This is a genomic window from Paracoccus lichenicola, from assembly GCF_009708075.1.
GTDB classification, from domain to species: Bacteria; Pseudomonadota; Alphaproteobacteria; order Rhodobacterales; family Rhodobacteraceae; genus Paracoccus; species Paracoccus lichenicola.
The window spans coordinates 119,419-143,511 of record NZ_WMBT01000005.1 but is presented as its reverse complement, the minus strand read 5'-3'; the positions used below and the strand labels follow the sequence as shown (position 1 = coordinate 143,511).

General features: G+C 69.1%; 18 protein-coding genes. 6 read left to right on the top strand and 12 right to left on the bottom strand.

The annotated features are described in order from the left end of the window. Nucleotides 1-40 precede the first annotated feature (40 nt). Complete coding sequence (locus GIY56_RS10560) at nt 41-2,383, bottom strand: Hint domain-containing protein (protein WP_154764798.1); 2,343 nt, start codon at nt 2,381-2,383, stop codon at nt 41-43. A gap of 427 nt (nt 2,384-2,810) precedes the next feature. Here GIY56_RS10560 and katG point away from each other — a divergent pair, with 427 nt between their 5' ends. Next, complete coding sequence (gene katG, locus GIY56_RS10555) at nt 2,811-5,048, top strand: catalase/peroxidase HPI (RefSeq protein WP_154764797.1); 2,238 nt, start codon at nt 2,811-2,813, stop codon at nt 5,046-5,048. Nucleotides 5,049-5,255: 207 nt separating this feature from the next. Here katG and GIY56_RS10550 read toward each other — a convergent pair whose 3' ends face one another. The 4 genes from GIY56_RS10550 to GIY56_RS10535 all read right to left on the bottom strand — a co-directional run bounded on the left by GIY56_RS10550 (nt 5,256) and on the right by GIY56_RS10535 (nt 9,089). Continuing rightward, a complete protein-coding gene (locus GIY56_RS10550; RefSeq protein ID WP_328288508.1) occupies nt 5,256-6,059 on the bottom strand; it encodes an ABC transporter ATP-binding protein in 804 nt (267 codons plus the stop codon). Beyond that, a complete protein-coding gene (locus GIY56_RS10545; RefSeq protein ID WP_154764796.1) occupies nt 6,056-7,084 on the bottom strand; it encodes a FecCD family ABC transporter permease in 1,029 nt (342 codons plus the stop codon). Before GIY56_RS10545 ends, GIY56_RS10550 begins: the two co-directional genes overlap by 4 nt. Next, nucleotides 7,081-8,040: a FecCD family ABC transporter permease gene (locus tag GIY56_RS10540; protein WP_154764915.1), complete on the bottom strand. Its 960-nt coding sequence runs from the start codon at nt 8,038-8,040 to the stop codon at nt 7,081-7,083. Before GIY56_RS10540 ends, GIY56_RS10545 begins: the two co-directional genes overlap by 4 nt. A gap of 68 nt (nt 8,041-8,108) precedes the next feature. Next, the gene (locus GIY56_RS10535; RefSeq protein ID WP_154764795.1) at nt 8,109-9,089 is read right to left on the bottom strand and encodes an iron-siderophore ABC transporter substrate-binding protein; all 981 of its coding nucleotides are present in this window, start codon (nt 9,087-9,089) and stop codon (nt 8,109-8,111) included. 265 nt (nt 9,090-9,354) lie between these two features. Here GIY56_RS10535 and GIY56_RS10530 point away from each other — a divergent pair, with 265 nt between their 5' ends. Continuing rightward, nucleotides 9,355-11,475: a TonB-dependent siderophore receptor gene (locus GIY56_RS10530; protein ID WP_154764794.1), complete on the top strand. Its 2,121-nt coding sequence runs from the start codon at nt 9,355-9,357 to the stop codon at nt 11,473-11,475. A gap of 9 nt (nt 11,476-11,484) precedes the next feature. Here GIY56_RS10530 and GIY56_RS10525 read toward each other — a convergent pair whose 3' ends face one another. Continuing rightward, nucleotides 11,485-12,378 (bottom strand): helix-turn-helix domain-containing protein, encoded by an 894-nt coding sequence (locus GIY56_RS10525; RefSeq protein ID WP_154764793.1) that lies wholly within the window; start codon nt 12,376-12,378, stop codon nt 11,485-11,487. 76 nt (nt 12,379-12,454) lie between these two features. On the opposite strand from GIY56_RS10525, the gene GIY56_RS10520 reads away from it, so the two are divergent. Continuing rightward, nucleotides 12,455-13,426: a siderophore-interacting protein gene (locus GIY56_RS10520; protein WP_154764792.1), complete on the top strand. Its 972-nt coding sequence runs from the start codon at nt 12,455-12,457 to the stop codon at nt 13,424-13,426. On the opposite strand, the gene GIY56_RS10515 is transcribed toward GIY56_RS10520, so the two are convergent. From GIY56_RS10515 to GIY56_RS10500, 4 genes are all read right to left on the bottom strand, one after another. After that, entirely contained in the window at nt 13,423-15,123 is a 1,701-nt protein-coding gene (locus tag GIY56_RS10515; protein WP_154764791.1) for an ABC transporter ATP-binding protein, read from the bottom strand. The genes GIY56_RS10520 and GIY56_RS10515 overlap by 4 nt on opposite strands. A gap of 98 nt (nt 15,124-15,221) precedes the next feature. Then, nucleotides 15,222-16,517, bottom strand: a complete 1,296-nt coding sequence (gene glcF / locus GIY56_RS10510; protein WP_154764790.1) for a glycolate oxidase subunit GlcF — start codon at nt 16,515-16,517, stop codon at nt 15,222-15,224. Nucleotide 16,518: 1 nt separating this feature from the next. Then, nucleotides 16,519-17,613, bottom strand: coding sequence for an FAD-binding protein (locus tag GIY56_RS10505; protein WP_154764789.1), 1,095 nt, complete (start codon nt 17,611-17,613; stop codon nt 16,519-16,521). Continuing rightward, nucleotides 17,610-19,052: an FAD-binding oxidoreductase gene (locus GIY56_RS10500; RefSeq protein ID WP_328288519.1), complete on the bottom strand. Its 1,443-nt coding sequence runs from the start codon at nt 19,050-19,052 to the stop codon at nt 17,610-17,612. Before GIY56_RS10500 ends, GIY56_RS10505 begins: the two co-directional genes overlap by 4 nt. Nucleotides 19,053-19,150: 98 nt before the next feature. Between GIY56_RS10500 and GIY56_RS10495 the strand changes: the two genes are divergently transcribed. The 3 genes from GIY56_RS10495 (at nt 19,151) to GIY56_RS10485 (ending at nt 22,126) form a co-directional block, all read left to right on the top strand. Then, a complete protein-coding gene (locus GIY56_RS10495) occupies nt 19,151-19,930 on the top strand; it encodes an FCD domain-containing protein (RefSeq protein ID WP_154764787.1) in 780 nt (259 codons plus the stop codon). Beyond that, nucleotides 19,927-21,186 (top strand): glycerate kinase type-2 family protein, encoded by a 1,260-nt coding sequence (locus tag GIY56_RS10490; RefSeq protein ID WP_154764786.1) that lies wholly within the window; start codon nt 19,927-19,929, stop codon nt 21,184-21,186. Before GIY56_RS10495 ends, GIY56_RS10490 begins: the two co-directional genes overlap by 4 nt. Nucleotides 21,187-21,454: 268 nt before the next feature. Beyond that, a complete protein-coding gene (locus tag GIY56_RS10485) occupies nt 21,455-22,126 on the top strand; it encodes a Crp/Fnr family transcriptional regulator (protein WP_154764785.1) in 672 nt (223 codons plus the stop codon). Here the strand turns inward: GIY56_RS10485 and GIY56_RS10480 are convergent, their stop codons facing one another. Continuing rightward, nucleotides 22,127-23,293 carry a phenylacetate--CoA ligase family protein gene (locus tag GIY56_RS10480; RefSeq protein ID WP_154764784.1) on the bottom strand — a complete coding sequence of 389 codons (1,167 nt, stop codon included), beginning with the start codon at nt 23,291-23,293 and terminating at the stop codon, nt 22,127-22,129. A gap of 9 nt (nt 23,294-23,302) precedes the next feature. Beyond that, on the bottom strand, nt 23,303-24,091 hold the full coding sequence (locus GIY56_RS10475) for an ABC transporter ATP-binding protein (protein ID WP_154764783.1): 789 nt from the start codon (nt 24,089-24,091) through the stop codon (nt 23,303-23,305). Nucleotides 24,092-24,093: the final 2 nt, after the last annotated feature.

Genomic DNA, 24,093 nt, shown 5'->3' with positions numbered 1-24,093 from the left:
GAAAGACGCCGCCCCCGTTTCCAGGGGCGGCGGTCCGGCGTCATGCGACCAGGGGCTTGCGGTTCCGGTGGTGCCTGATGGCCAGCTTGCGCCCCATCCGTCCCGAGGTCAGCATCCGGGCGCCGGGCCGTTCCGTGCCTTCGCGCAGTTCGGGGAAGATCGCCAGGATCTCCTCGCGCGCGGCCGGCCCGACCGAGTCCAGCGCCTGCGCGCCGGTGTGCAGGGATTCGGTCTCGGCCCCGTTCGAGATGACGATCTGGTGGTCGTCGAACAGGAAGTGGACATAGGTGACGCGGTCCAGGTCATCGGCGATGTCGATCCCGTCCAGCGTCAGCAACTGCTTGGCCGCGACCAGCACCTCGGGGGCGCCGAACATCTTCTGCGCGATCCTGGACCGGACCAGGATGCGGTGCTGGGGCGACACGACCAGATCGGCCTGCGGGATGCCCGCGCCAAGCGCGCCCTTGCGGATGCGGACGGGCCGCAACTGGGGCCGGGCGGCCAGGTCGGCGCCGTCCAGGGTGCGCCGCCCGATCCAGCGGATCGGCTGAAGCCCGGCATCGCGCGTTTGCACCAGGGTGCCCACGGACAGATCGCCCGCGCGGACCGGCCCGCCCTGCGTCTCGATCAGGACATCGTCGGCAAAGCAGACGACGTTGACGGTTTCCAGCGTCAGTGCGGTGCCCGCGACAGCCGCGCCGCCATTCTGGATCCGCAGCGTGAAGGTGCTGCCGAACCCGTTGGCGGTGTTGATGTCGTTCAGCGTGCCGTCGGCCTGGTCCGCCCGCAACCAGCGCAGCGGCGTCTTGTAAGGCTGCTCGCCCGCCGCGGTCCGCGCCGCGTTGATGATCGCCAGGTTCGCCACGTTGTAATAGCCCGACAGATCGGCGGTGTCGGTGCCGCTGCCGGGATTGCCGCCCGTCGTGCCGAAGTCCGAGATCAGATCTCCGTTCCCGACGATGAAGCGGTCGAAGCCATCGCCGCCCGTCAGCGTGTCGGCGGTGTCGTCATCGGCAAAGGTCCCGCCCGACAGCGCGCCGCCGCCCAGCACGTCGTTTCCGGCGCCGCCATTGACCGTGTCGCTGCCCGTCCCGCCGGCCAGGCTGTCGGTCCCGAAGCCGCCGAAGACCCCATCGGCATCGGCGCCGCCGTCGATGGTGTCCGCGCCGCCTGCGGTGTTCGTGCCCAGGCTGTCATCGCCGTAAAGCGTGTCGCTGCCCGCGTCCCCGGCAATGGAGTCCGCGCCCAGGCCGCCAATGACCGTGTCGTTTCCGACACCCGCCAGCACCCTATCATCGCCCGCGCCCGCGTCGATGGTATCCGCGCCGCCCGTGGTGTCCGTGCCCAGCGTGTCGTCGCCGAAGATCCGGTCGGTCCCGTCGCCGCCGCTGATGCTGTCGCCACCCGCGCCGCCGACCAGGATGTCGGCATCGGCGCCGCCCAGAAGAACATCGGTCCCGGCGCCGCCCAAGAGCGTGTCCACACCGGTCCCTCCATCCAGCGAGTCATTGCCGGTGCCGCCATCCAGCGAGTCATCGCCTGCATCGCCCAGGATGCTGTCGTCGCCGCCGCCGCCATAGGCGGAATCGTTTCCGGCCCCGCCTTCGAGCGAGTCGTTCGCCCCGTCGTCCCCGGTCGCCTGGCCGTAGCCGTAAAGAAGGTCGTCCCCGTCACCGCCCCGCACGCTGTCGGCGCCGTTGCCGGCATAGACCGTGTCGTTGCCCAGTCCGGCGCGAATGAAGTCCTGGTTGCCGGTCGTCCCCGGCAGGATCGCGTCATTGGCGTCGATCCGGTCGCCCGAGCCGTCGATATAGCTGTCGCCGATCAGATCGTTCCCGTCGCTGCCATCGACATAGCCATCCTCGAAGGGCAGGGCGACGCGGGAGGTCGAAATGCCGGTGAAGCTCGTGTTGTATGTTCCGTTCGCGGGAATCGTGATGTTCGAGATCGGATATTCGACCAGCTGTGCCTCGCCCGGCTGCTGGTTCGTGGAAGCAGGGGGCAGCAGGAACGTGTCGCCGTTGGCCGCCTGGAAGATCCGCAACGTGACGTTGTTCAGCGTGCGGGTGCCGCCGCCGTTCAATGTCTGCACGATGCTGGCATTGGTCACGAAGAAGATCGAATCGGCCGGCTGCGTATAAGTCGTGTCGCCGATCCGATAGGTGACATCGTCGGTCGTGGCCGTATTGTTCAGGGAGACCGCGGCGTCATTGTTGTAGTCGTTCAGGGTAACCCGCGTGCTTTGTGCAAAGATCGGATTTGCCGATGTCCCGAAGGTCCTGCCGTTCATGATCGCGGCGTTTTCGGGCGCGGTGTTCGTTTCGTTGGGATCGGCATCGGGCAGCCTGCCGAGATAAAGCGCGGTGTAAGTGACGCTGGCCATTCTCTACTCCTGATCCTGGGATTGAATGAAGCTGCGATGGCCCTCGTGGCGGGGCGCAAGCACGGGGCAACCCGTTCGGTTGCCGGACTGAATGGGGTTGAATGCGTTAAGCATCGAACGATCCTTTGATGGAGGTCGAGGTGACAGATGCGGAGAATGGCGAGAGCGTGTCTGTACCATGGAAGCGGCAGAAATTAACCTTTTACACATCCTGAAGAGGAAACAAGGCAAAATTTCGCTCAAGGGTTGCGTTACTCTGCGTAAAACATGCGCTGGTCCGCCATTTTCCGGCCTGGCCCCTGCAGCTTTTCCCCTCGAACACCGCATTGATTCCCGCCCTTGCGGGTTCTATGCCGTCGCTGCAAGGACCCCTGCCGCTTGCGGAGCGCCCAAGGCCCGCCGCCACCGCGGATCCAAGGAGAATGACATGGACGACAAGACCCCCGGTGCAGGCGCGCTCTGCCCCATCCAGGCCAGCGGCAACCGCAACACGCGGGCCAAGGCGCGGTCGCATCGCGACTGGTGGCCGGAACAGCTGAACCTGAAGATCCTGCACCAGAACAACGAACAGTCCAATCCGCTGGGCGCGGATTTCAACTATGCCGAGGCGTTCCGCACGCTGGACCTGGACGCCGTCAAGGCCGACCTGCGGGCGCTGATGACCGACAGCCAGGACTGGTGGCCCGCCGACTGGGGGCACTATGGCCCCTTGTTCGTGCGCATGGCCTGGCACAGCGCGGGCACCTATCGCACCGCGGACGGGCGCGGCGGCGCGCGGTCGGGGGCGCAGCGGTTCGCGCCCTTGAACAGCTGGCCCGACAACGTGAACCTGGACAAGGCCCGCCGCCTGCTGTGGCCGATCAAGCGCAAATACGGCAATGCCCTGTCCTGGGCCGACCTGCTGATCCTGACGGGCAACGTCGCGCTGGAATCGATGGGCTTCAGGACCTTCGGGTTCGGCGGCGGGCGTCCCGATGTCTGGGAACCGGCCGAGGACATCTATTGGGGATCCGAGACCGAATGGCTGGCGACCTCGGACAAGGAAAACAGCCGCTACAAGGGCGACCGGGAACTGGACAGCCCGCTGGCCGCCGTGCAGATGGGCCTGATCTACGTGAACCCCGAAGGTCCCGACGGCAAGCCCGACCCGGTGGCCGCCGCGCGCGACATCCGCGAGACCTTCAAGCGCATGGCGATGAACGACGAGGAAACCGTGGCCCTGATCGCCGGCGGCCACACCTTCGGCAAGACCCATGGCGCGGGCGAGGCCAGCCATGTCGGCGCCGATCCCGAAGGCTCGGCCATCGAGTTGCAGGGCCTGGGCTGGACCAGCAAGCACGGCAAGGGCCATGGCGCGGATGCGATTTCCTCGGGGCTGGAGGTCGTCTGGACGCAGACCCCGACGCAGTGGAGCATGGGATTCTTCAGGAACCTGTTCGGATACGAATGGGAACTGACCAAGTCGCCCGCAGGCGCCTGGCAGTGGAAGCCCAGGGACGGCGCGGGCGAGGGCACGGTGCCTGACGCCCATGACCCGGACAAGCGCATCGCCCCGTCGATGCTGACCACCGACCTGTCGCTGCGCGAGGATCCGGTCTATCGCGAGATCTCGCTGCGCTTCTTGGACAACCCCGACCGGTTCGCCGATGCATTCGCCCGCGCCTGGTTCAAGCTGACCCATCGCGACATGGGTCCGAAGGTGCTGTACGAAGGTCCCGAGGTTCCCGCCGAAGACCTGATCTGGCAGGATCCGGTTCCCGCGCCTGACCATCCGCTGATCGACGCAGGCGACGTGGCGGCGCTCAAGGCGCAGGTGCTGGCGTCCAGCCTGACCGGGCCGGAGCTGATCGCGACGGCCTGGGCTTCGGCGTCCACCTTCCGGGGTTCGGATTATCGGGGCGGCGCCAACGGCGCGCGGATCCGGCTGGCCCCGCAAAAGGATTGGGAAGCGAACCAGCCCCAGCAGCTGGCCCGCGTTCTGGCGGTGCTGGAGGGCATCAAGGCCGGATTCGACGCCCAGGGCGCGAAGAAGGTCTCGATGGCCGACCTGATCGTGCTGGCGGGCGATGCGGCGGTCGAGGCCGCGGCCAGGGCCGCGGGCTTTGATCTGTCGCTGGACTTCATCCCCGGCCGGGGTGATGCCACGCAGGACCAGACCGACGTGGAAAGCTTCGACTGGATGGAGCCGCTGGCCGACGGGTTCCGCAACTATCAGCGCCAGCAGTTCAACGTCCCCGCGGAAGAACTGCTGGTGGATCGCGCGCAACTGCTGACCCTGACCGCGCCCGAGATGACGGTGCTGGTGGGCGGGCTGCGCGCGCTGGACGCCAACTGGGACCACACCGATCATGGCGTGCTGACGACCCGTCCGGGGCAGCTGACGAATGATTTCTTCGTCAACCTGCTGTCGATGGACACGGTTTGGAAGGCCCGGGACGACACGCAGATGGTCTTTGACGGCACCGACCGCCGGACGGGCGCGCCGCGTTGGACCGCCACGCGGGTGGACCTGATCTTCGGGTCGAATTCGCAACTGCGCGCGATTGCCGAGGTCTATGCCCAGGACGATTGCCAGGGCAAGTTCGTGCGCGATTTCGGCAAGGCCTGGTCCAAGGTGATGAACGCGGACCGCTTCGACGCACGGCGCCAGTTGGACCCGGCGTGACCGGACCGGGCGGGATCAGGAAACGCATCGCGTTTCCCCCGCCCGCTTCCCGACCTTGCCACCAAGGACGGTGCAGCCCCGCGACCACGGAAGGCCAGCGCCCGCCTCGGGGCGGGGCGGGCGCTGGCCGGGCCTTGAAGGCCCGGCGGTTCGGGTTGAAATGGCATCGCGTGGCGAAGGCGATGGCCTTCGCCAGCCAAACCTGCCCTATTCGGCCGCCATCCTGTGCCGCCCGATGGGCAGCATCATCGGCCGCCCCGAGATCGGGTCGGGAATGATCCGGCTGTCCAGCCCGAACACCGCCCGCACGTTCCCCTCGGTCAGCACGTCCTCGGGCGTGCCCTGGGCGTGCAGGGTGCCATTCGCCATCGCCACCAGATGGTCGGCATAGCGCGCGGCCAGGTTCAGGTCGTGCAGCACCATCACCACCGTGGTGCCCCGCCGGTGGTTGAGGTCGGTCAGCAGGTCCAGAACCTCGACCTGGTGGCTGATGTCGAGGAAGGTCGTCGGCTCGTCCAGCAGCAGCAGATCCGTTTCCTGCGCCAGCGCCATGGCGATCCAGACCCGCTGGCGCTGCCCGCCGGACAGTTCGTCCACGGCGCGCTCGGCCAGGTCCAGGGTCCGGGTGACCTCCAGTGCGGCGGCGACGGCCTCGTCATCCCCGCGCGACCAGCGGGACAGGAGGCCGTGATGCGGGTGGCGGCCCCGGCTGACCAGATCGGCCACGGTGATGCCTTCGGGGGCTGTGGGCGATTGCGGCAGCAGGCCCATGACCTGCGCGACCCGCCGGGGGGCCATCCTGTGGATCGCCTTGCCGTCCAGCAGCACCTGGCCCGCGCGCGGGGCCAGCAGCCGCGACATGGCGCGCAGCAGCGTCGATTTCCCGCAGGCATTGGCGCCGACGATGGCCGTGATGCGGCCCGGCAGCACCTCCAGATCCAGGCCTTGCAGGATCGTCCGGTCGCCATAGCCCGCGGTCAGGTTCCGGACGGAAAGGGTATGATGGCTCACAACGATCCTCCGGCACGGTTCGCGCGCACGATCAGGTAAAGGAGATAGGGCGCACCCAAGGCGCCGGTGACGACACCCACCGGGAACCGCGCGGGCAGCAGGAACTGGCCCGCGTAATCGCCCCCCAGCACCAGAAGCGCGCCGACCAGCCCCGCCGGGATCAGCACCGACCCGTTCGGTCCCAGGATGCGCCCGGCGATGGGACCGGACAGGAACGCCACGAAGGCCACCGGCCCGGTGATCGCGGTGGCCACCGCGATCAGCCCCACGGCGGCGATGATCACCAGCATCCGCGTCAGGGCGACATGGGTGCCAAGCGCGGCGGCGGTGTCGTCGCCCAAGCGCAGCGCCTCCAGGTCGCGGCTGCGGCTGACCAGCAGCCCGCCGAAGACGGCCAGCGACACCAGCAGGGGCAGGGCCTGCGACAGTTGCGCGCCATTGACGCTGCCGGTCAGCCAGCGCATCGCCTCGGCCAGGTCCCAGGACGGGGCGCGCGACAGGGTATAGGCGATGAAGCTGTCCAGCATCGCCGACACGCCGATGCCCACCAGGATCAGCCGCGTGCCCGCGACGCCGCCCTTGGAGGACAGGCCATGGATCGCCAGCGCCACGGCCAGTCCGGCGGCGACGGCCAGGACAGACAGCATCGGCCCGTCGATCCCCAAGACCACGATGCCGAAGACCGCCGCGGCACTGGCGCCCCGGCTGATGCCGATGATGTCGGGGCTGGCCAGCGGGTTGCGCAGCATGATCTGGAAGGCCGCGCCGCCCAGGCCGAAGGACAGCCCGGCCAGGACCGACAGCACCGCGCGCGGCAGGCGCAACTGGCCCACGGTAAAGGATGCGCCGGGTATCTCCTGACCCGCCAGCACGCGCAGCACGGTGTGCGGCGGCACGAAGGACCGGCCCAGCATCAGGGTCAGCGCGAAGCCCGCCAGCAGCAGGGCCAGCGCGCCCGCGATGGCGGCGCTGCGGCGGCGGGCGCGCTGCCTGCGGCCCGTGGCGACAAGGCCGATGGCGCTCATAGGTCCCGCACCCGGGCGCGGCGCACGATCCAGATGAAGAAGGGCGCGCCGATGAAGGCGGTGACGATGCCCACGTCAAGCTCGCCCGGGCGGGCGATGATGCGGCCCGCGATGTCGGAGCCGACCAGCAGGCAGGCCCCCGCGAGGGCCGAGAACGGCAGCAGCCAGCGGTGATCGACGCCCATCAGCAACCGGCACAGATGCGGCACGATCAGGCCCACGAAACCGATCGGCCCGCAGATCGCCGTGGTCGCCCCGCACAGCAGGACCGCCCCGACCGCCGCTATGCCCCGCGCCACGGCCACCCGTTCGCCCAGGCCCGCCGCCATCTCGTCCCCCAGGGCGAGGGAGTTCAGGGTCCTCGCGCAGCCCAGGCCGATGGCGAAGCCCACCGCCAGGAAGGGCAGGACATGGGCCATGCGCCCGAAGGTCGCCCCGCCGACGCCGCCGATCTGCCAAGCGTGCAGCCCGCCCGCGATGTCGCCGCGCGACAGCATCACCGCCAGCACCAGGGACGCGAAGGCCACCGAGGTCGCCATGCCCGCCAGCGCCAGCTTCAAGGGCGTCGGTCCCCCGCGGCCCAGCGATCCGACGGCATAGACAAAGACCGCCGTTCCCCCGGCGCCCGCGATGGCCACCCAGACATAGGCCTGCATCGAGGCGATGCCGAACCAGGCCACCGCCACGGCGACCGCCAGGGATGCGCCCAGGTTCACCCCCAGGATCCCCGGATCGGCCAGGGGATTGCGCGTGACGCCCTGCATGATCGTCCCCGCCACTCCGAGCGCCGCGCCCGCCAGAGCCGCCAGCACCGTGCGGGGGATCCGCGCGGCGACAGTGGCCTGGCCGATCGTGTCCACCTGCCCCCGCAGCGCGCCCGCGATGTCATCCCACCCCACGTCCCGCGTGCCGACGGCCACCGACAGGACGCACAGCGCCGAAAGCCCCGCCAGCATCACGGCCAGCCACAGCCAGCGGACACGCTCCGGACGCCGCGCGGAACCGGGGCTGGCCGCGGCCACCGTCACGGGGATTTCCGCGCGGCCTCGGCCAGCAGCGCGACATAGGCGTCCAGCACATAGGGCAGCGACAAGGGCGTGGGGTTGGCGGCATTGCCCAGGGGATCGTTGCCCAGCATCACGACGGCGCCGTGCGCCACGGCGGGCATGTGCGCCATCAGCGGATCGGCCTTCATCGCCGCCAGCAGGTCCGGCCCGCCATAGGTCACGACGATGTCCACGTCGTCGAAGGCGTCGATCCGCTCGGCGCTGACGGAGCCGAAGAACTGCCCCGGCCGGGTGGCCTCGGTCACGCTGCGGGGCATCGCCAGGCCCAGATCCGCGAAGAACTTCACCCGCGTGTCATGGGCGCTGTAGAAATTCACGACCGACAGGTTGGTGGTGTCCAGGTGCGTCACGAACATCGCCGTCTTGCCCCGCAACTGCGGGTGACGGGCGACGGCATCGGCGATCCGCGCTTCCATCCGGGCGACCAGGGCTTCGCCTTCGGCGGCCATGCCCATGCCGGCGCCGTTCATGCGGATCATCTGGCGCCATTCCGTCGTCCAGGCGCCATCGGGATAGGCCACCACCGGCGCGATCCGGGACAGCGTGTCGTAATCGGCCCGGGTCAGGCCGGAATAGGCGGCCAGGATCACGTCGGGTTCCGTCGCGGCCACCGCCTCGAAGTCGATGCCGTCGCCCTCGTCGAACAGCACCGGGGTGCCGGCGGCCAGTTCGGCCAGCCTTTCCTCGACCCAGGGCAGCACGCCGTCGCCGTCGTCATCGCCGTAATTCGCCGCCGCCATCCCGACCGGCACGACGCCAAGCGCCAGCGGAACCTCGTGGTTGCCGGAATTGACGGTGGCGATGCGCTGCGGCTTGTCCGCGATGGTGGTGGTGCCGAAGGCGTGGGGGATGACCAGGGGATAATCCTGGGCCAGGGCGATGCCCGCGCCAAGAAGCCAGGCCAGCAGGGCGGCAAATGGGCGAAAAGGGGTCGGCATGGGATCTCCGATCGCGGCAGGACTGCGGATTGCCCGGCGCCCCGCCGCGCCGTCAAGGCTGTCGGGCAAGGGGGCGAGGGTTGCCTGGCAGATTTCCATGGAATCTGACAAAAAACCTTGGAATATACAATACAGCCCTGGCCGCGCCGCATAAGACGCGCCTCGGCACCTCCGCCGGGCCAGTCCCGGCGGCCGTTTCCGCAAGCCATCCGCATCCCGGACAGCCAGCGTTCCGACGACATCTCAACCTTGTGGAACCAGTCCCATGTCCATCGACAAGATCGCCGATCCCGGCGCCTGCCGCACCCTGACCGCCCTGCTGCTGGGCTGCACGGCGCTGATCGCATCCCCGGCCCTTGCCCAGGACAGCGGAACCGGGGATGCCCCCTATCGCCTGTCCCCGATCCTGATCAATGCCGACGCCCCGGCGGATGACGACGCGAATTCGATCGTGGCGACCGAATTGTGGACCGGGGGCAAGGTGGCGACCAGCATCCTGGACACCCCGGCCTCGGTGTCCGTGATCACCGAAAAGGAAGTCCGCGACCGCCGCGCCACCACGCTGGAGGAGGTGCTGAGCTATTCGGCGGGCATCCATACCGACTATTACGGCACCGACGACCGCAACGAATACTTCCTGGTGCGCGGCTTCCAGGCCACGACCTATCGCGACGGGTTGACGCTGGGTTCCATGCGCAGCGCGCGCGAGGAACCCTATGCGTTCGAGCGGACCGAGGTGATCCGGGGCGGCAACTCGACCCTGTTCGGCACGTCCGATCCCGGCGGCACGATCAACTTCGTGACCAAGCAGCCGCGCTTCGAGCGGTTCGGAGAGGTTTACGGATCCGTGGGATCGCCGCGCAACGCGGAATACGGCTTCGACGCGGGCGACGTGCTGAACGCGGACGGGACGCTGGCCTATCGCCTGACGGGCAAGGTTCAGGACGGTGAACGGGATTACGACCATTCGCGCAACGATAGCCGCTTCCTGATGGGCGGGTTGTCCTGGCAGCCCACGACGGCGACCAAGCTGAGCGTGGTCGCCGATTACCTGAAACGCGAGAACACCCCCAACAGCGGCGGCTATCCCAAGGATCGCGAATACGACCGGGACGAGTTCTTTGGCGAGCCGGACTTCAATTATCAAAACGTCGAACGCGCCAGCATCACCGGCCTGCTGGAACACGACTTCGACAACGGCCTGAACCTGCGCGCGAACCTGCGCTACAGCGACCTCCAAAGCGACTTTGGCTATGTCTATCTGTCGGACACGGCCGACCGGGTCGGAACGGTCGTGGACCGCTTCTATTTCGGCGGCGACAACACTGCCGAGGAACTGATCGGCAACGTCATCCTGCAATACGACCGCAGCTTCGAGCGGTTCGACACCAGCACCCTGGCCGGGCTGGAGTTCCGCGACGCGACAACCACCAGCGCGCCGTTCTTCGGGACCTATACCCCGATCGACATCGCGAACCCGGTCTATTCCGGCGCGCCCGGCAGCCTGGCGGCGCCCTATGAACTGCGCGACAACGACTACAACACCCGATCGCTGTTCGTGCAGCAGAACCTGTCCTTCGACGACCGTTTCATCGCGACGGTGGGCCTGCGCCACGACTGGCTGGACATCACGGAAACGCTGAACGGCCTGCGCTCCAGCGACGATTTCTCGGAAACCTCGATCCGCGGCGCGCTGACCTGGAAGGTCAACACCGAGGTCTCGGCCTATGCCAGCTATGTCGAATCCGTCGCCCCTCCGGGCGTGGGGGTCGAGCCGGAACGGGGCGAGCAGTATGAACTGGGCGTGAAGTATCAGCCGCTTGGAACTGATGCGCTGCTCTCGGCCTCGGTCTATGACCTGCGCAAGAACAACGTCACCGTGGCCGTGGTCCAGCCCGACGGCACCATCACCCGCGAACTGGTGGGCGAACAGCGGGTGCGCGGCATCGACCTGGAAGCCAAGGCGGAACTGGCCAGCAATGTCGATGTGATCGCGTCCTATTCCTGGATGAAGTCCGAGGTCGTGCGGTCCGGACCCATCCGGGGCGTCGAGGTGGAAGGAAACGAGTTTTCCGAGGTGCCCCGGCACATGGCCTCGCTGTGGCTGACCTATACCCTGCCGGGCAACGAGGCGCGCGGCGACATGACCTTCGGCCTGGGCGCGCGTCATGTCGGGTCGTATTACTTCGCGATCTCGAACGACACGGGCAAGGCTGATTCGTCGGTCACCCTTGACGCGGCGTTCAACTATCAGGTGCAGGACAACACGAACCTGGCCGTGAATGTCGGCAACCTGCTGGACGAACAGCATGTCGTCGGCAGCGGCACGGCGGATTACTACAATCCGGGCCGCAGCGTCGCTGTGACCCTGCGCCACACCTTCTGAAGGCGCGCGTCACCCCGCCATCCGCATCCGCCGCCACGCGGCGGGTGTTTCGCCCGCGACCTGCCGGAAGGCGCGCGTCAGGTGCGCCTGGTCCGAAAAGCCCAGGCGGGCCGCGACTTCGGCCAGGGTCAGGCCGGTTTCCGCCAGCAGGCGTTGGGCCTGGGCGATCCGCTGGCCCCGTTGCCATTGCAGGGGCGTGTGGCCGGTCGTCTGCTTGAAGACCGCCGCGAACCAGCTTTCCGACAACCCGACCGTCGCGGCCATCTCGGCCACGGTCATGCGCCGGTCGGGCCGGGCCGTCAGCGCCGCCGTCAGCCTGCGCATCTGCGCGGGCGTCAGCCCGCCCGAGGCGCGGTCCCGGCCTTGGGCGGGGATGTCCAGAAGCCCGGTCGCGATGCTGCCCGCCAGGCTTTCGGCAAAGACCGGATGGCGCGCGGGCCGCGTCACCTCGTCCACCAGCAGCCCGGCCAAGGCCGCCAGGGCGGGAACATCCTGGACCTCGACGGGGCGGCGCAGCACGGACAGCGCGTCGGACGCGCCCAGCGACGGAGACAGCAATCGCAGCAGCCGGTCGCGGTGGACATGCAGGTCGAGATGCGAAAACCGGTGCGCCCCGGTAAAGCGCGACCATAGCGGCACGCCCGCCGGGACATACAGCGCGCGCATCATCGGCCTGCCGTGGCCCGCCATGGCGTTGTCGCGGTTCGACATCAGGATATGGGACGACACGTCGTCCAGGAAGAACACGATGCGCGGATCGGGCGACAGGTAATAGCCCCGGGCGCCCGCCTGCCCCTCGGCCTGCCAGAAGACGCCTACCATGCCGTCGAGGCCCCGCCAGCGGACCGGCACGGTCGCCCGGATGCCCTCGGTCCGGCAGGTCATCCTGTGCAGATAGCTCATGGGCGTGGACGGTTTCCGTATTGTTGACTGAATTTGTTCAGTATAAGAAAACCCCGATCATGGAAAGGCCCGTGTCATGTCGCACCTGCGCAGCCACCGCAATTTCGGCACCATCCCGCGCGCCTCGGGCGCGGCTGCGGCGGCGCTCAAGGCCCGCGCCGCCGCGTGGGAGGTGCCGCTGGTGGAATCGCCCGAGGCGCTGAGCCTGTTCGTCTGGGGCTGCGAACTGCGCCTGGTGCCGGGGGGCGACGAGGTGCGCATCGAACTGTCGGCCCCCGAGGCGCGGCTGATCGGCAATCTTCAGGACAGCGCCACCGAACTGTTCGCCGAGGCCGGGCTGGAGGTCGCCTGGGACCGCGTCGATGCGGGCGCGTTGGCGCCGGGCCTGTCGCCGATGCGCGTGCGGTCGGTGACGCAGCGGTCGCCGGGCTTCATCCGGGTGCGGCTGGCCGGGCCGGATGCGGCGCGCTTCGGAGCCGGCAGCCTGCATTTCCGCCTGCTGCTGCCCCCGGCGGGGCGACCGGCGGTCTGGCCCCGGACCGGCGCCTCGGGGCGGACGGAATGGCCGGGCGGGGCGGATGCGCTGCACCGGCCGGTCTATACGGTGGCGGCGCAGGGGGACGACTGGCTGGACTTCGACATCTTCCGCCATGCGGGCAGCCCGACCTGCGATTGGGCGCTGTCCGGGCCGGAAGGGGCCGAGGTCGCCATCATCGGTCCCGGCGGCGGCTGGTGCCCCGAGGCGGACCGGCTGCACCTGTTCGGGGACGAAACCGCGCTGCCCGCCATCGCCCGGATGCTGGATCTGGCAAGGGGCGAGGTTTCGGCCCATGTCCGTGCGGGCTTTCCCGACCTGGGACCGCTGGCCGCCGATCCGCGCGTGACCCGCTGCGACGACCTGCTGGCGGCCCTGGCCGGGGCCGACCTGGGCCAGGGAAGCTTCGTCTGGTTCGCGGCCGAGGCAGGGCAGGCCCGTCAGGCGCGCCAGCACCTGATCGCGCGCGGCATCGACCGCAAGGATTTCATGGCCGCCGCCTATTGGGGTTAGGCCGCCAGCCGGGCGTAGATGCCGCCCCGGGCGATCAGGTCGGCGTGGCTGCCCACCTCGGCAATCCGGCCCGCCTGCATGACCACGATCCGGTCCGCGTTGCGGATGGTGCCCAGCCGGTGCGCGATCACCAGCGTGGTGCGCCCCACGGCCAGCGCGTCCAGCGCCGCCTGGATCTCGCGTTCCGTCTGGCTGTCCAATGCGCTTGTCGCCTCGTCCAGGATCAGGATCGGGGGGTTCTTCAGGAAGGCCCGCGCGATCGCCACACGCTGCTTCTGCCCGCCCGACAGCATCACGCCCCGTTCGCCGACGATGGTGTCCAGCCCGTCGGGCAGGCTTTCGATCATCTGGGTCAGCTGCGCCTGCGCGGCGGCCTGGCGGATCTCGTCGTCGCTCGCGCCCAGGCGGCCATAGGCGATGTTCTCGCGCAGGGTGCCGCCGAACAGGAACACGTCCTGCGACACAAGCCCGATCTGCCGGCGCAGGCTGTTCAGCCGCATCGCGGGCAGCGCCAGCCCGTCCACGGTGATCCGGCCCCGCGTCGGTTCGTAAAACCGCGGCAGCAGCGCCAGCAGCGTGGTCTTGCCCGCGCCCGAGGGGCCGACAAAGGCCACGGTTTCGCCCGCGCGCACCTCCAGGTCGATCCCGTCCAGGATGGTGCGCCCCTCGTCATAGGCGAATCCCACGTCCTCGAACCGGATGTCGCCGCGCAGGGCCGGGGCCTCGACGGCATCCGGGGCGTCGGCGATTTCCGGCTCGGTCGCGAGCAACTCCTGATAGCGGCGGAAGCCTGCGATGCCGCGCGGATAGGTTTCGATCACGGCGGCGATCTTTTCCAGCGGGCGATAAAAGACGCCCACCAGCAGCAGGAATCCCACGAAGCCGCCGGTGGTCAGCTCGCCCCCCAGCACATAGCCCGCGCCGACCACCATCACGATCACCTGCACCAGCCGCAGGCCCATGTATTGCAGGGCGCTGGACGCGGCCATCACGCGATAGGCGTCCAGTTTGGCCTGGCGGTAACGGGCGTTGTCGGCGGCGAACAGGTGGTTCTCGTGCGCCTCGTTGCCGAAGGCCTGGACCACCCGGACGCCGCCCAGCGTTTCCTCCAGCCGGACGTTGAAATCGCCCACGCGGGCATAGATCGCGCGCCAGGTCTGGGTCATCCGCCCGCCATAGACGATCACCAGGGCCAGCATCGCGGGCACGATCAGCGCCACGATCACCGCAAGCTGGGGGTTCACCCAGAACATCAGCGCGAAGGCGCCGACAAAGGTCATGATGGCGATGAAGGCGTCCTCGGGGCCGTGATGGGCGACCTCTCCGATCTCCTCCAGATCGCGGGTCACGCGGGCTGTCAGCTTGCCGGTGCGGGCGCGGTCGTACCAGCGCCAGGACAGCCGCGTCAGGTGGTCGAAGGCGCGGGCGCGCATTTCCGTCTCGATGTTGATGCCCAGCTTGTGGCCCCAATAGATCACCACCGTCAGCAGCCCCGCGTTGATCGCATACAGGACCAGCAGCCCGATGGCGGCGGCGACCGTCAGGGTCCAGTCGCCCTGCGGCAGCAGGTGGTCGATGAAGGCGGTGACGGCCAGGGGAAAGGCCAGCTCCAGCAGGCCCGACAGGACCGCGCAGCCGAAATCCAGCCAGAACAGGCCCATGAAGGGGCGGTAATGGGAAAAGAACTGCCGCAGCATCGGGGTTTCCTTCGGGCGGGAATGGCCGGGGCCGGGCGGCCGGGATGCCGCGCGCCGCGTCATGCCACACGGTGCCGCCAAGCGCCAGACGCCTGCCCTTACGCTAGGCCGTGCAGCGCCTTGGGCCTTGGCCCGCCGGTGGCCCAGTCCAGCAGTTCGGCCGTGTGGACGACGGGAACGCCGGTGCCCGATCCGATCTGCATCATGCAGCCAATGTTCCCGGCGCTGATGACCTGGGGCTTGGTGGCCTCCAGCGTCGCCACCTTGCGGGCCTTCAGTTCGGCGCTGATGGCGGGCTGCATGAGGTTATAGGTGCCGGCCGATCCGCAGCAGATATGGCTGTCCCTGGGTTCCAGCACGGTGAAGCCCGCATCCGCCAGCAACTCCTTGGGCGCGGCCTTGATCCCTTGGCCGTGCTGCAAGGAACAGGCGGCGTGATAGCCGACGCGCAAGGGCGGGGCGTGGGTCGCATCCGTCAGGCCCAGGTCGGCCATGACCTCGGTGATGTCCTTGGCCAGGCGCGCCACGCGGGCGGCGTCGGCTTCCAGCGGGCCGCCCGCGAACATGGGACCGTAGTCCTTGACGGTCGTCCCGCAGCCCGAGGTGTTGATGACCAGGGCGTCCAGGCCGTCGCCGTTCACCTCGGCCATCACGGCGCGGATGTTGGCCGCGGCGAAGGCGTGGCTTTCGCCCGTGCGGCCCATGTGATGGGTCAGCGCGCCGCAGCAGCCCATGCCGCGCGGGATCACCACGTCGCAACCGTGGCGGCGCAGCAGGCGGACCGTGGCGTCGTTGATGTCGGTGTTCAGCGCCCGCTGCGCGCAGCCCGTCAGCAGCGCCACCCGCTTGCGGCGCGGTCCCTGGGCCGGAAAGACCTGCGGGCGGTCGTTGAGGCTGGGGGGCGGGACGCTGCGCGGGGCCATGTCGAGCATGGCCCGCAGCCGCGGGTCGGGCATCAGGCGGCGCAGGGGGCGGCCCAGCTTGGCCCCCCGCAGCGCCAGCCGGAAACGGCCGGGATAGGGCAGGATCTTCGCCAGGAGCCAGCGCAGAACGCGGTCGGGCAGGGGCCGACGATAATGGGTTTCGATGTATTCGCGCGCGTGATCGACCAGATGCATGTAATGCACGCCCGAAGGGCAGGTAGTCATGCAGGACAAACACGACAGGCAGCGGTCGATATGCTGGACGGTCTTGGGATCCGGCACCCGGGCGTTTTCCAGCATGTCCTTGATGAGGTAGATGCGCCCGCGCGGGCTGTCCAACTCGTCGCCCAGAACCTTGTAGGTCGGGCAGGTGGCCGTGCAGAAGCCGCAATGGACGCAGGTGCGCAGGATCTCGTTGGAACGGGCGGTCAGCGGGTCGGCAAGCTGTTCGGCGGTGAAGGTGGTTTGCATCTTACGCGTCCATCAGGCCGGGGTTGAGGATGCCCGCCGGATCAAACGTCCGCCGCAGCCCGTCGTGCAGGCGCGCGACGGCCCCAGTCAGCGGCGGGAAGGCCGGGCCGGTCGCGCCGTCGCGGCGGACCAGCGTGGCATGGGGGGCAAGGCCGCGCGGGTTGCCGGGGCCGCGATACCAGATCAGCCCGCCGCCCCAATCCAGCGAGCAGTCCCCGCCCATCGCCCGCAGACCCTGGCAAAGGCTAGGGGCATCGGTCGGCTTGCACAGGATCCGCCACAGCGGCCCGCCGCCCGCGAAATGCGCCACGTCGCGGATGGCGTCCCACGGGGCACCCTCCATCACCTGCGGCTGCCAGTCGGCCAGCAGCGCCAGCAACCGGTCGCGGCGATAGGCAAGCTGGCCTTCCAACCCCTCGACCCGCAGATAGGCGGTGCCGCCGACATGGGCCGCGCCCGAGACCTCGAAGGGGGTGGACAGCGCCGCCGTGAAGATGCGCAAGGCCGTGGTCTCGGTCACGCCGGGGAAAACCAGCGTGGTTCGGGCGGGAGACAGGGGCAGGGTCTTCAGCACCACCTCGGTCAGGACGGCCAGGGTGCCATGCGATCCGGCCAGCAGCTTGGACAGGTCAAGGCCGGTCACGTTCTTCATCACCCGCCCGCCGTTCTTCAGCACGCGCCCCCGCCCATCGACAAAGCGCACCCCCAGCAGGTGGTCGCGGCAGGCGCCCGTCAGCAACCGGCGCGGGCCGCTGGCATTGGCGGCGACCACGCCGCCCAGGGTGGGCGTGCCGTTGCCGCCCAGGACGCCGCGCAGGTCGGGCGGCTCGAAGGCCAGCGCCTGGCCCTCGGCGGCCAGCATTTGTCGGACTTCGGGCAAGGGGGTGCCGGGGCGGGCGATCAGGGTCATCTCGCCCGGGGAATAGGTCACGACGCCGGACAGGCGCGACAGGGACAGGGTTTCCGCGAGAAACGGATTTTCAATCCGCGTGCCGCCGCCCGCGATGCGCAAGGGGGTGCGGCGGGCGTGGCAGTCGGCCAGGATCTCCGAAACCTCGGCCTCGGACGTGGGCGCAAGATCCAAAGCGACGGTCATTCGGCGGCCCTCGCCCGGTGTGCCGCGCTGGCCTCCAGCGGAAAGACCTTGGCCGGGTTCAGCAGCCATTGTGGATCGAACACGTCCTTGACCTGCATCTGGATCGCCAGGTCGCCCGGCGCATACTGGTCGCCCATCAGGTCGCGCTTTTCGACGCCCACGCCATGTTCCCCGGTCAGGCAGCCGCCGACGGCGACGCAAAGGCGCAGGATGTCGGCCCCGAAGGCCTCGGCCCGTGCCAGATCGCCCGGCTTGTTGGCGTCGAACAGGATCAGCGGGTGCATGTTGCCGTCGCCCGCGTGAAAGACGTTCGCGACCTCCAACCCGTGCTGGCGCGACAGCTCGCCGATGCGGCGCAGGGTATGGGGCAGTTGCCCCACCGGCACGGTGCCGTCCAGGCAGATGTAATCGCCCAGCCGGCCCATCGCGCCGAAGGCCGACTTGCGGCCCTTCCAGATCGCCAGCGCCTCGTCGGCGTTGCGGCTTTCGCGGAACTCGACGGGGTGCAGCGCGTCCGCGATGGCGCGGATTCGGGCGATCTGGTCGTCGATCTCGGCGCGCGATCCCTCGACCTCGACGATCAGGACGGCGGGGCAGTCGGGATAGCCCGCCTTGGCGAAGGCCTCGACCGCGCGCAGGCAGGGTTCGTCCATGTATTCGATGGCGACCGGCAGAACGCCCGAGCGGATGATCCGGGCCACGCATTCGCCCGCCGTTTCCGCCGAATCGAAGCCGATCAGCACGGGGCGCGCGCCTTCGGGGCGGGGCAGGATGCGCAAGACGGCCTCGGTCACGACGCCAAGCTGGCCCTCGGACCCGCACAGGATGCCCAGCAGGTCCAGGCCCATCGGTCCCATCTCCGGCCCGCCCAGTTCGACGACCTCGCCCGTGGTCAGAACCACCGTCGCGCCCAGCAGGTTGTTGGTGGTGACGCCGTATTTCAGGCAATGCGCCCCGCCCGAGTTCATGGCGATATTGCCCGCGATGGTGCAGGCCAGTTGCGAGGACGGGTCGGGCGCGTAGAAGAAGCCATGCGGTTCCAGTTCCGCGCTGACCGACAGGTTGGTGACGCCCGTCTGCACGCGGATGAAACGGTTGTCCGTGTCCACCTCCAGCACCTGGCAAAGGCGCATGGTGCCCAGGATCACGCAATCGGCGGTGGGCAGCGCGCCGCCCGCCAGCGATGTCCCCGCCCCGCGCGGCACCACCGGCACGCCCATGTCGCCGCAGACGCGCATCACCGCCGCGACCTCCTCAGTGGAACGCGGCAGGACCACGGCCAGCGGCGGGCAGCGATAGGCGGTCAGCGCGTCGCATTCATAGGCGCAGGTTTCCCGGGGATCGTCGATCACCGCATCCGGAGGCAGCACCGCGCGCAGCGCCGCCACGATCTGCGAAGCCTGCGCAAGGACGCGCGGATCGGGCGCCGGCATGGCGATGGACATGTCTCGTGCCTCCCTGTTCCCCAACCGTGGTAAATTAAATTGACCAAGCCTGTCAATTGCGATGAGATGGCCGCGACAACAAGGGCACGTCCATGACCGATTTCTCCATCCGCCCCGAACGCGCGGCCGAGGCCGTGGCCCGCCATGTCGAGACGCTGATCCTGGAAGGCTCGCTTGCCCCCGGCGAAGGCTTGCTGCCGGAACGCGATCTTGCCGCGCGGCTGAACGTCTCAAGGCCCACGCTGCGAGACGGCTTGAGGCTGTTGCAGGACCGCGGGCTGCTGGTGGGCGAAAAGGGCCGGGGGTTGCGCGTGGCGGCCCTGGGGCGGGCGGCGATCACCGATCCGCTGCTGGCGCTGCTGGCCCAGCGGCCCGAGGTCGAGGACGATTACCTGGATTTCCGCGACGTGATGGAAAGTCATGCGGCGGGTCTGGCCGCCGCCCGCGCGACGCCGCTGGACCGCGACCGCATCCGTGCCGCCCTGGACGGGATCGAGGCCGCCCATGCCGCCGCCAACCCCGACGACGAGGCCGGGGCCGACGCCGCCCTGCACCAGGCCATCTACGAGGCCAGCCACAACCTGGTCCTGCTGCAGATCATGCGGGCGCTGTCGGACAGCCTGCGCAGCAACGTGGCCGCCAACCGGGCGCGGATGTTCACCCTGCCGCAGATGCGCGACCATCTGCGCGACCAGCATCGCGGCATTGCTGCGGCGATCCTGGCGGGCGATGCCGATGCGGCCCGGGCGGCGGCCCATGCGCATCTGGCCTATGTCCGCCAGGCCGCGCGCGACCTGGCCTGCGCGCAGGCGCATGGCGAAACCGCCCGCCGCCGCCAGTCGGGCGGGGGCCTGGGCCAGCGGGGTGCATGATGGAGGCGCATGACGATCCTGCCGCCTTCCTGCGCGCCCTGTTCGACCGTGCGGTCGGGGCCGCCGACCCGATGCGGATGCTGGCCGCGCATCTGCCGCCGCGCCCCGAGGGCCGGGTGGTGGTCATCGGCGCCGGCAAGGCCAGCGCCCGCATGGCCGAGGCGGTCGAGACCGCCTGGGGTCCGTGCGAAGGCCTGGTCATCACCCGATACGGCCACGCGCGCTCCTGCAAGGGCATCGAGATCGTCGAGGCTGCCCATCCGGTCCCCGATGCGGCCGGGGCCGGGGCGACGGCGCGGATGCTGTCGCTGCTCGGGGGTCTGGGGCAGGGGGACTTCGTGCTGGCGCTGATCTCGGGCGGGGCCTCGGCCTTGCTCTGCGCGCCGGTCCCGGGCGTGACGCTGGCGGAAAAGCAGGCGGTGAATGCGGGCCTTCTGGCCTCGGGGGCGCCGATCGGGCAGATGAACACGGTGCGCAAGCACCTGTCCCGCGTGAAGGGCGGTCGACTGGCGGCGGCGGCCTGGCCCGCGCGGATGCTGGCGCTGATGATTTCCGACGTGCCGGGCGACGATCCGGCCTTCATCGGGTCGGGACCGACGGTGGGCGATGCATCCATCCCCGCCGACGCGCTGGCGGTGCTGGATCGCTGGCAGGTTGCGGTGCCCCCCGGCGTGATCCGCGCGCTGCAAGGGCGCAGCGGCGTCGTCCCGCCGGGCGATCCGCGCCTGTCGCGGGTGGACAACCGCGTCATCGCCGCCCCCGCGCAGTCGCTGGCCGCCGCAGCCGAACTGGCCCGTGCGGCAGGATGCCAGGTCGAAACCCTGGGCGACGCGCTGGAGGGCGAGGCGCGCGAGGTGGCCGCCGCCCATGCCCGGCTGGCCCTTGACCGGCAGGCCGCGCGCAGGCCGGGCGATCCGCCCCTGGTGATCCTGTCGGGGGGCGAACTGACCGTGACCCGCCGGGGCGAGGGCAGCGGCGGGCCGAATGCGGAATATTGCCTGGCGCTGGCCCTGGCGCTGGACGGTGCTGCGGGGATCCATGCGCTGGCCTGCGACACCGACGGCATCGACGGCGCGGCCCCTGTCGCGGGCGCCGTGATCGGTCCCGACACGCTGGTCCGGGCCACGCGCGCCGAGGCTGCCCAAGCCCTGATCCGCAACGACGCCCACGGCCTTTTCGACCGGATTGCGGCTCAGGTCGTCACGGGACCCACCTTGACGAATGTGAATGATTTCAGGGCGATCCTGATCCTGTAATCGCCGTCTGACCGGTCAATGAAAAACTTTCGATCTTTCCTTGGGGAAATGTCGCCTGCTTGACACTTCGCCCGCGGCAAAGGGTTTATCGGTCGGGTGCGCAGTCGTGGTGCGTAAAAATCTGGGTTGAGTACGAGTTCAGGCTATCCCGCCGCATCCTTGATGCGATGGCCCTTGCAGGCTCGGGATAGCCATTTTCGTTGTTCCCTCGGCATCCTTTCTTGGTTTACTTCAGCGTAAACTGGCTGTGGATGGACCGATTTTAACGATGACCGACGTTTCGGATTATGCCCACCTGCTCGACGCGCCGATCCTGTCCGGCCTGTCGCGGGATCGGAAACACGCGCTGCTGGCATCCTGCACGGTGCGCGTCCTGAAGACCCCCGGCTATCTCCTGCGCCAGGGGGAACCCACGACCGGCAGCTATTTCATCGCCTCGGGCCGGGTCGAGGTCTGCTATGTCGATGCGTCCGGCAACCAGGTGATCGTCCACATCGCCACCGCAGGCGAGATGCTGGGCGAGGTCGAGGCCCTGTCGGGCAGGCCCTGCGCGGCCAGTTGCCTGACGCTGACCGAAACGACGGTGCTGTTCTGCCCGGCCAAGGCGCTTTATGCCCATATTCCGCCGCAGATCCTGATCCCGAACCTGTGCACGCTGCTGCATGACCGTCTGATGCGCGAGAACCGCAACCGGATGGCGGATCATTATTACAGCGCCGATCAGCGGATGCGGCTGTATCTGCGCCAGCTGACCAGCGATTCGGACAATGCCGTGCGCATCAGCCAGTCGCAGCTGGGCGTGGTCATCGGCTGTTCGCGCCAGACCGTGAACAGGATGCTGGGCGACTTGCGCGACGAGGGCATCATCGAGCTGGGCCGCAACGCCGTGCGCGTGCTGGACCGGGCGCGCCTGGCCGACGGCGCCCCGGCATTGGAGTAATCAGCGCAGGTCAGCGATGACGCGGCCATCGTTGGGCAGGCTGCCGGGCGCCACCACCTCGACCGAGCCTTTGAGGCGGGTGATCTCGGCCAGCTTGTCGGCCAGGGGGGCGGCGGCATGGCTGTCGGGGTGTTCGGCCAGCAGGTGCATCCGGTCCTGTTCGCCCGCCCGGGTGATTTCCAGCCGCAGCCTGTGGCAGCCGGGGACGGCGCGCCCGATGGCGGCAATCTGTTCGGGGCGCACGAACATGCCCTTGACCTTGGCGGCCTGGTCGGCCCGGCCCATCCAGCCCTTGATGCGGCGCGCGCCCGTGGCGCCGGGGATGATCGCCGACATGTCGCCCGTGGCGAAGCGCAGCAGCGGGTAATCGGCGTCCAGGCGCGTGACCAGGATCTCGCCCACCTCGCCGTCGGGGACGGGATCGCCGGTGCCGGGGCGCACGATTTCCACGATCGCGCCGTCGTTCAGCACCATGCCTGGCCCGCCGTCCTCGAAGGCCACGATCCCCAGGTCGGCGGTGCCGTAGCATTGGCTGACCGCCACCCCGCGCGCCGAGAGTTCCGCGCGCAGGGATTCCGGCAGGGCCGCGCCCGTGACCACCCCGACCTGCAGGCAGGAACGGTCCATCCCGCCTTCGTCCGCCTTGTCCAGGATGATCTTCAGGAAATCAGGCACGCCCACATAGACGCGCGGGCGGTATTGCCGGATCGCCACCAGCTGATCGGCGGTGTTGCCGGGACCGGCGGGAATGACGGGGCAACCCAGGGCCTCGGCCCCGGCCTCGAAGATGAAGGCGGCGGGGGTCAGGTGATAGGAGAAGGTGTTCAGGATCACGTCGCCCGCCCGCACCCCCGCCGCCGACAGCGCCGCCGCCGACCCCCACCAGTCGCGGCCCCGCCCCTCGGGGTCGAAGATCGGGCCGGGCGACACGAACAGGCGCCGCAGCCCCGAGACCTGTCCCCCGGTCAGCCCGCCGAAGGGCGGCTGCGCGGCCTGCATGGCGACCAGATCCGACTTGCGCAGCACCGGCAGGCGCGCGAGATCCGCCAGGCTGTCCAGGGGCGCGTCCGGCAGGTCCGCCCAGCGGTCTTGCGTCGCGCGCATCCGCGCCAGTTGCGCGTTCAGGCGGGCCAGCGGGCCGCCCGCGTCGGGAAGATCGGCAGTCATGGGTTTTCCTCAGGCCAGCCAGCGTTTGCGCCGGCGATAGTGTTTGACGTTGCGGTAATCGGTATGCCCCGCCCCGCCCAGATAGAAGTCCTGCACGTCGGGGTTCGATTTCAGCGTTTCGGCGGATCCCGACATCACGACCTGTCCCTGTTCGATCAGATAGGCGCGGCTGACGATGTCCAGCGTGGCCGCCGCGTTCTGTTCGACCAGCAGGACCGACATGCCCTGTTCCGCATTGATCGTGCCGATGATGCCGAAGATTTCCTGCACCAAGAGCGGCGACAGGCCCAGCGACGGCTCGTCCAGCATGATGAGCCGGGGTTCCGTCATCAGCGCCCGGCCAATGGCCAGCATCTGCTGTTCGCCGCCCGACAGGTATCCGGCCTTGGACTTGATGCGTTCCTTGAGGCGCGGGAAATAGGCATAGACCTGTTCGCGCAATTCGTTGAAGCGCGCCATGCTGCGCCCGCGATAGGCGGCGATCAGGTTCTCGTCGGGCGTCAGGTGGCCGAAGATGCGCCGGCCTTCCAGCACATGCACCAGGCCCCCCGCCACCCGTTCCGGCGCGCCCAGGGGCAGGATGGATCGGTCGCCCCAGCGGATCTCGCCCCGCGTGACCAGCCCGCGCTCGGGACCAAGCAGCCCCGAGACGGATTTCAGCGTCGTCGATTTGCCCGCGCCGTTCGATCCCAGAAGGGCGACCATCTCTCCCTCGCCCACTTCCAAGGACACGCCCTTGATGGCCAGGAAGACCTTGTCATAGATGACCTCGACGTTTTCCAGGATCAGCGCGGGCATGG

Bases quoted from the DNA above. Each gene is read 5' to 3' on its own strand.
- GIY56_RS10560 (WP_154764798.1), bottom strand. From the start codon at position 2,383: ATGGCCAGCGTCACTTACACCGCGCTTTATCTCGGCAGGCTGCCCGAT.
- katG (WP_154764797.1), top strand. From the start codon at position 2,811: ATGGACGACAAGACCCCCGGTGCAGGCGCGCTCTGCCCCATCCAGGCC.
- GIY56_RS10545 (WP_154764796.1), bottom strand. From the start codon at position 7,084: ATGAGCGCCATCGGCCTTGTCGCCACGGGCCGCAGGCAGCGCGCCCGC.
- GIY56_RS10540 (WP_154764915.1), bottom strand. From the start codon at position 8,040: ATGCTGGCGGGGCTTTCGGCGCTGTGCGTCCTGTCGGTGGCCGTCGGC.
- GIY56_RS10535 (WP_154764795.1), bottom strand. From the start codon at position 9,089: ATGCCGACCCCTTTTCGCCCATTTGCCGCCCTGCTGGCCTGGCTTCTT.
- GIY56_RS10530 (WP_154764794.1), top strand. From the start codon at position 9,355: ATGTCCATCGACAAGATCGCCGATCCCGGCGCCTGCCGCACCCTGACC.
- GIY56_RS10525 (WP_154764793.1), bottom strand. From the start codon at position 12,378: ATGAGCTATCTGCACAGGATGACCTGCCGGACCGAGGGCATCCGGGCG.
- GIY56_RS10520 (WP_154764792.1), top strand. From the start codon at position 12,455: ATGTCGCACCTGCGCAGCCACCGCAATTTCGGCACCATCCCGCGCGCC.
- GIY56_RS10515 (WP_154764791.1), bottom strand. From the start codon at position 15,123: ATGCTGCGGCAGTTCTTTTCCCATTACCGCCCCTTCATGGGCCTGTTC.
- glcF (WP_154764790.1), bottom strand. From the start codon at position 16,517: ATGCAAACCACCTTCACCGCCGAACAGCTTGCCGACCCGCTGACCGCC.
- GIY56_RS10505 (WP_154764789.1), bottom strand. From the start codon at position 17,613: ATGACCGTCGCTTTGGATCTTGCGCCCACGTCCGAGGCCGAGGTTTCG.
- GIY56_RS10495 (WP_154764787.1), top strand. From the start codon at position 19,151: ATGACCGATTTCTCCATCCGCCCCGAACGCGCGGCCGAGGCCGTGGCC.
- GIY56_RS10490 (WP_154764786.1), top strand. From the start codon at position 19,927: ATGATGGAGGCGCATGACGATCCTGCCGCCTTCCTGCGCGCCCTGTTC.
- GIY56_RS10485 (WP_154764785.1), top strand. From the start codon at position 21,455: ATGACCGACGTTTCGGATTATGCCCACCTGCTCGACGCGCCGATCCTG.
- GIY56_RS10480 (WP_154764784.1), bottom strand. From the start codon at position 23,293: ATGACTGCCGATCTTCCCGACGCGGGCGGCCCGCTGGCCCGCCTGAAC.
- GIY56_RS10475 (WP_154764783.1), bottom strand. From the start codon at position 24,091: ATGCCCGCGCTGATCCTGGAAAACGTCGAGGTCATCTATGACAAGGTC.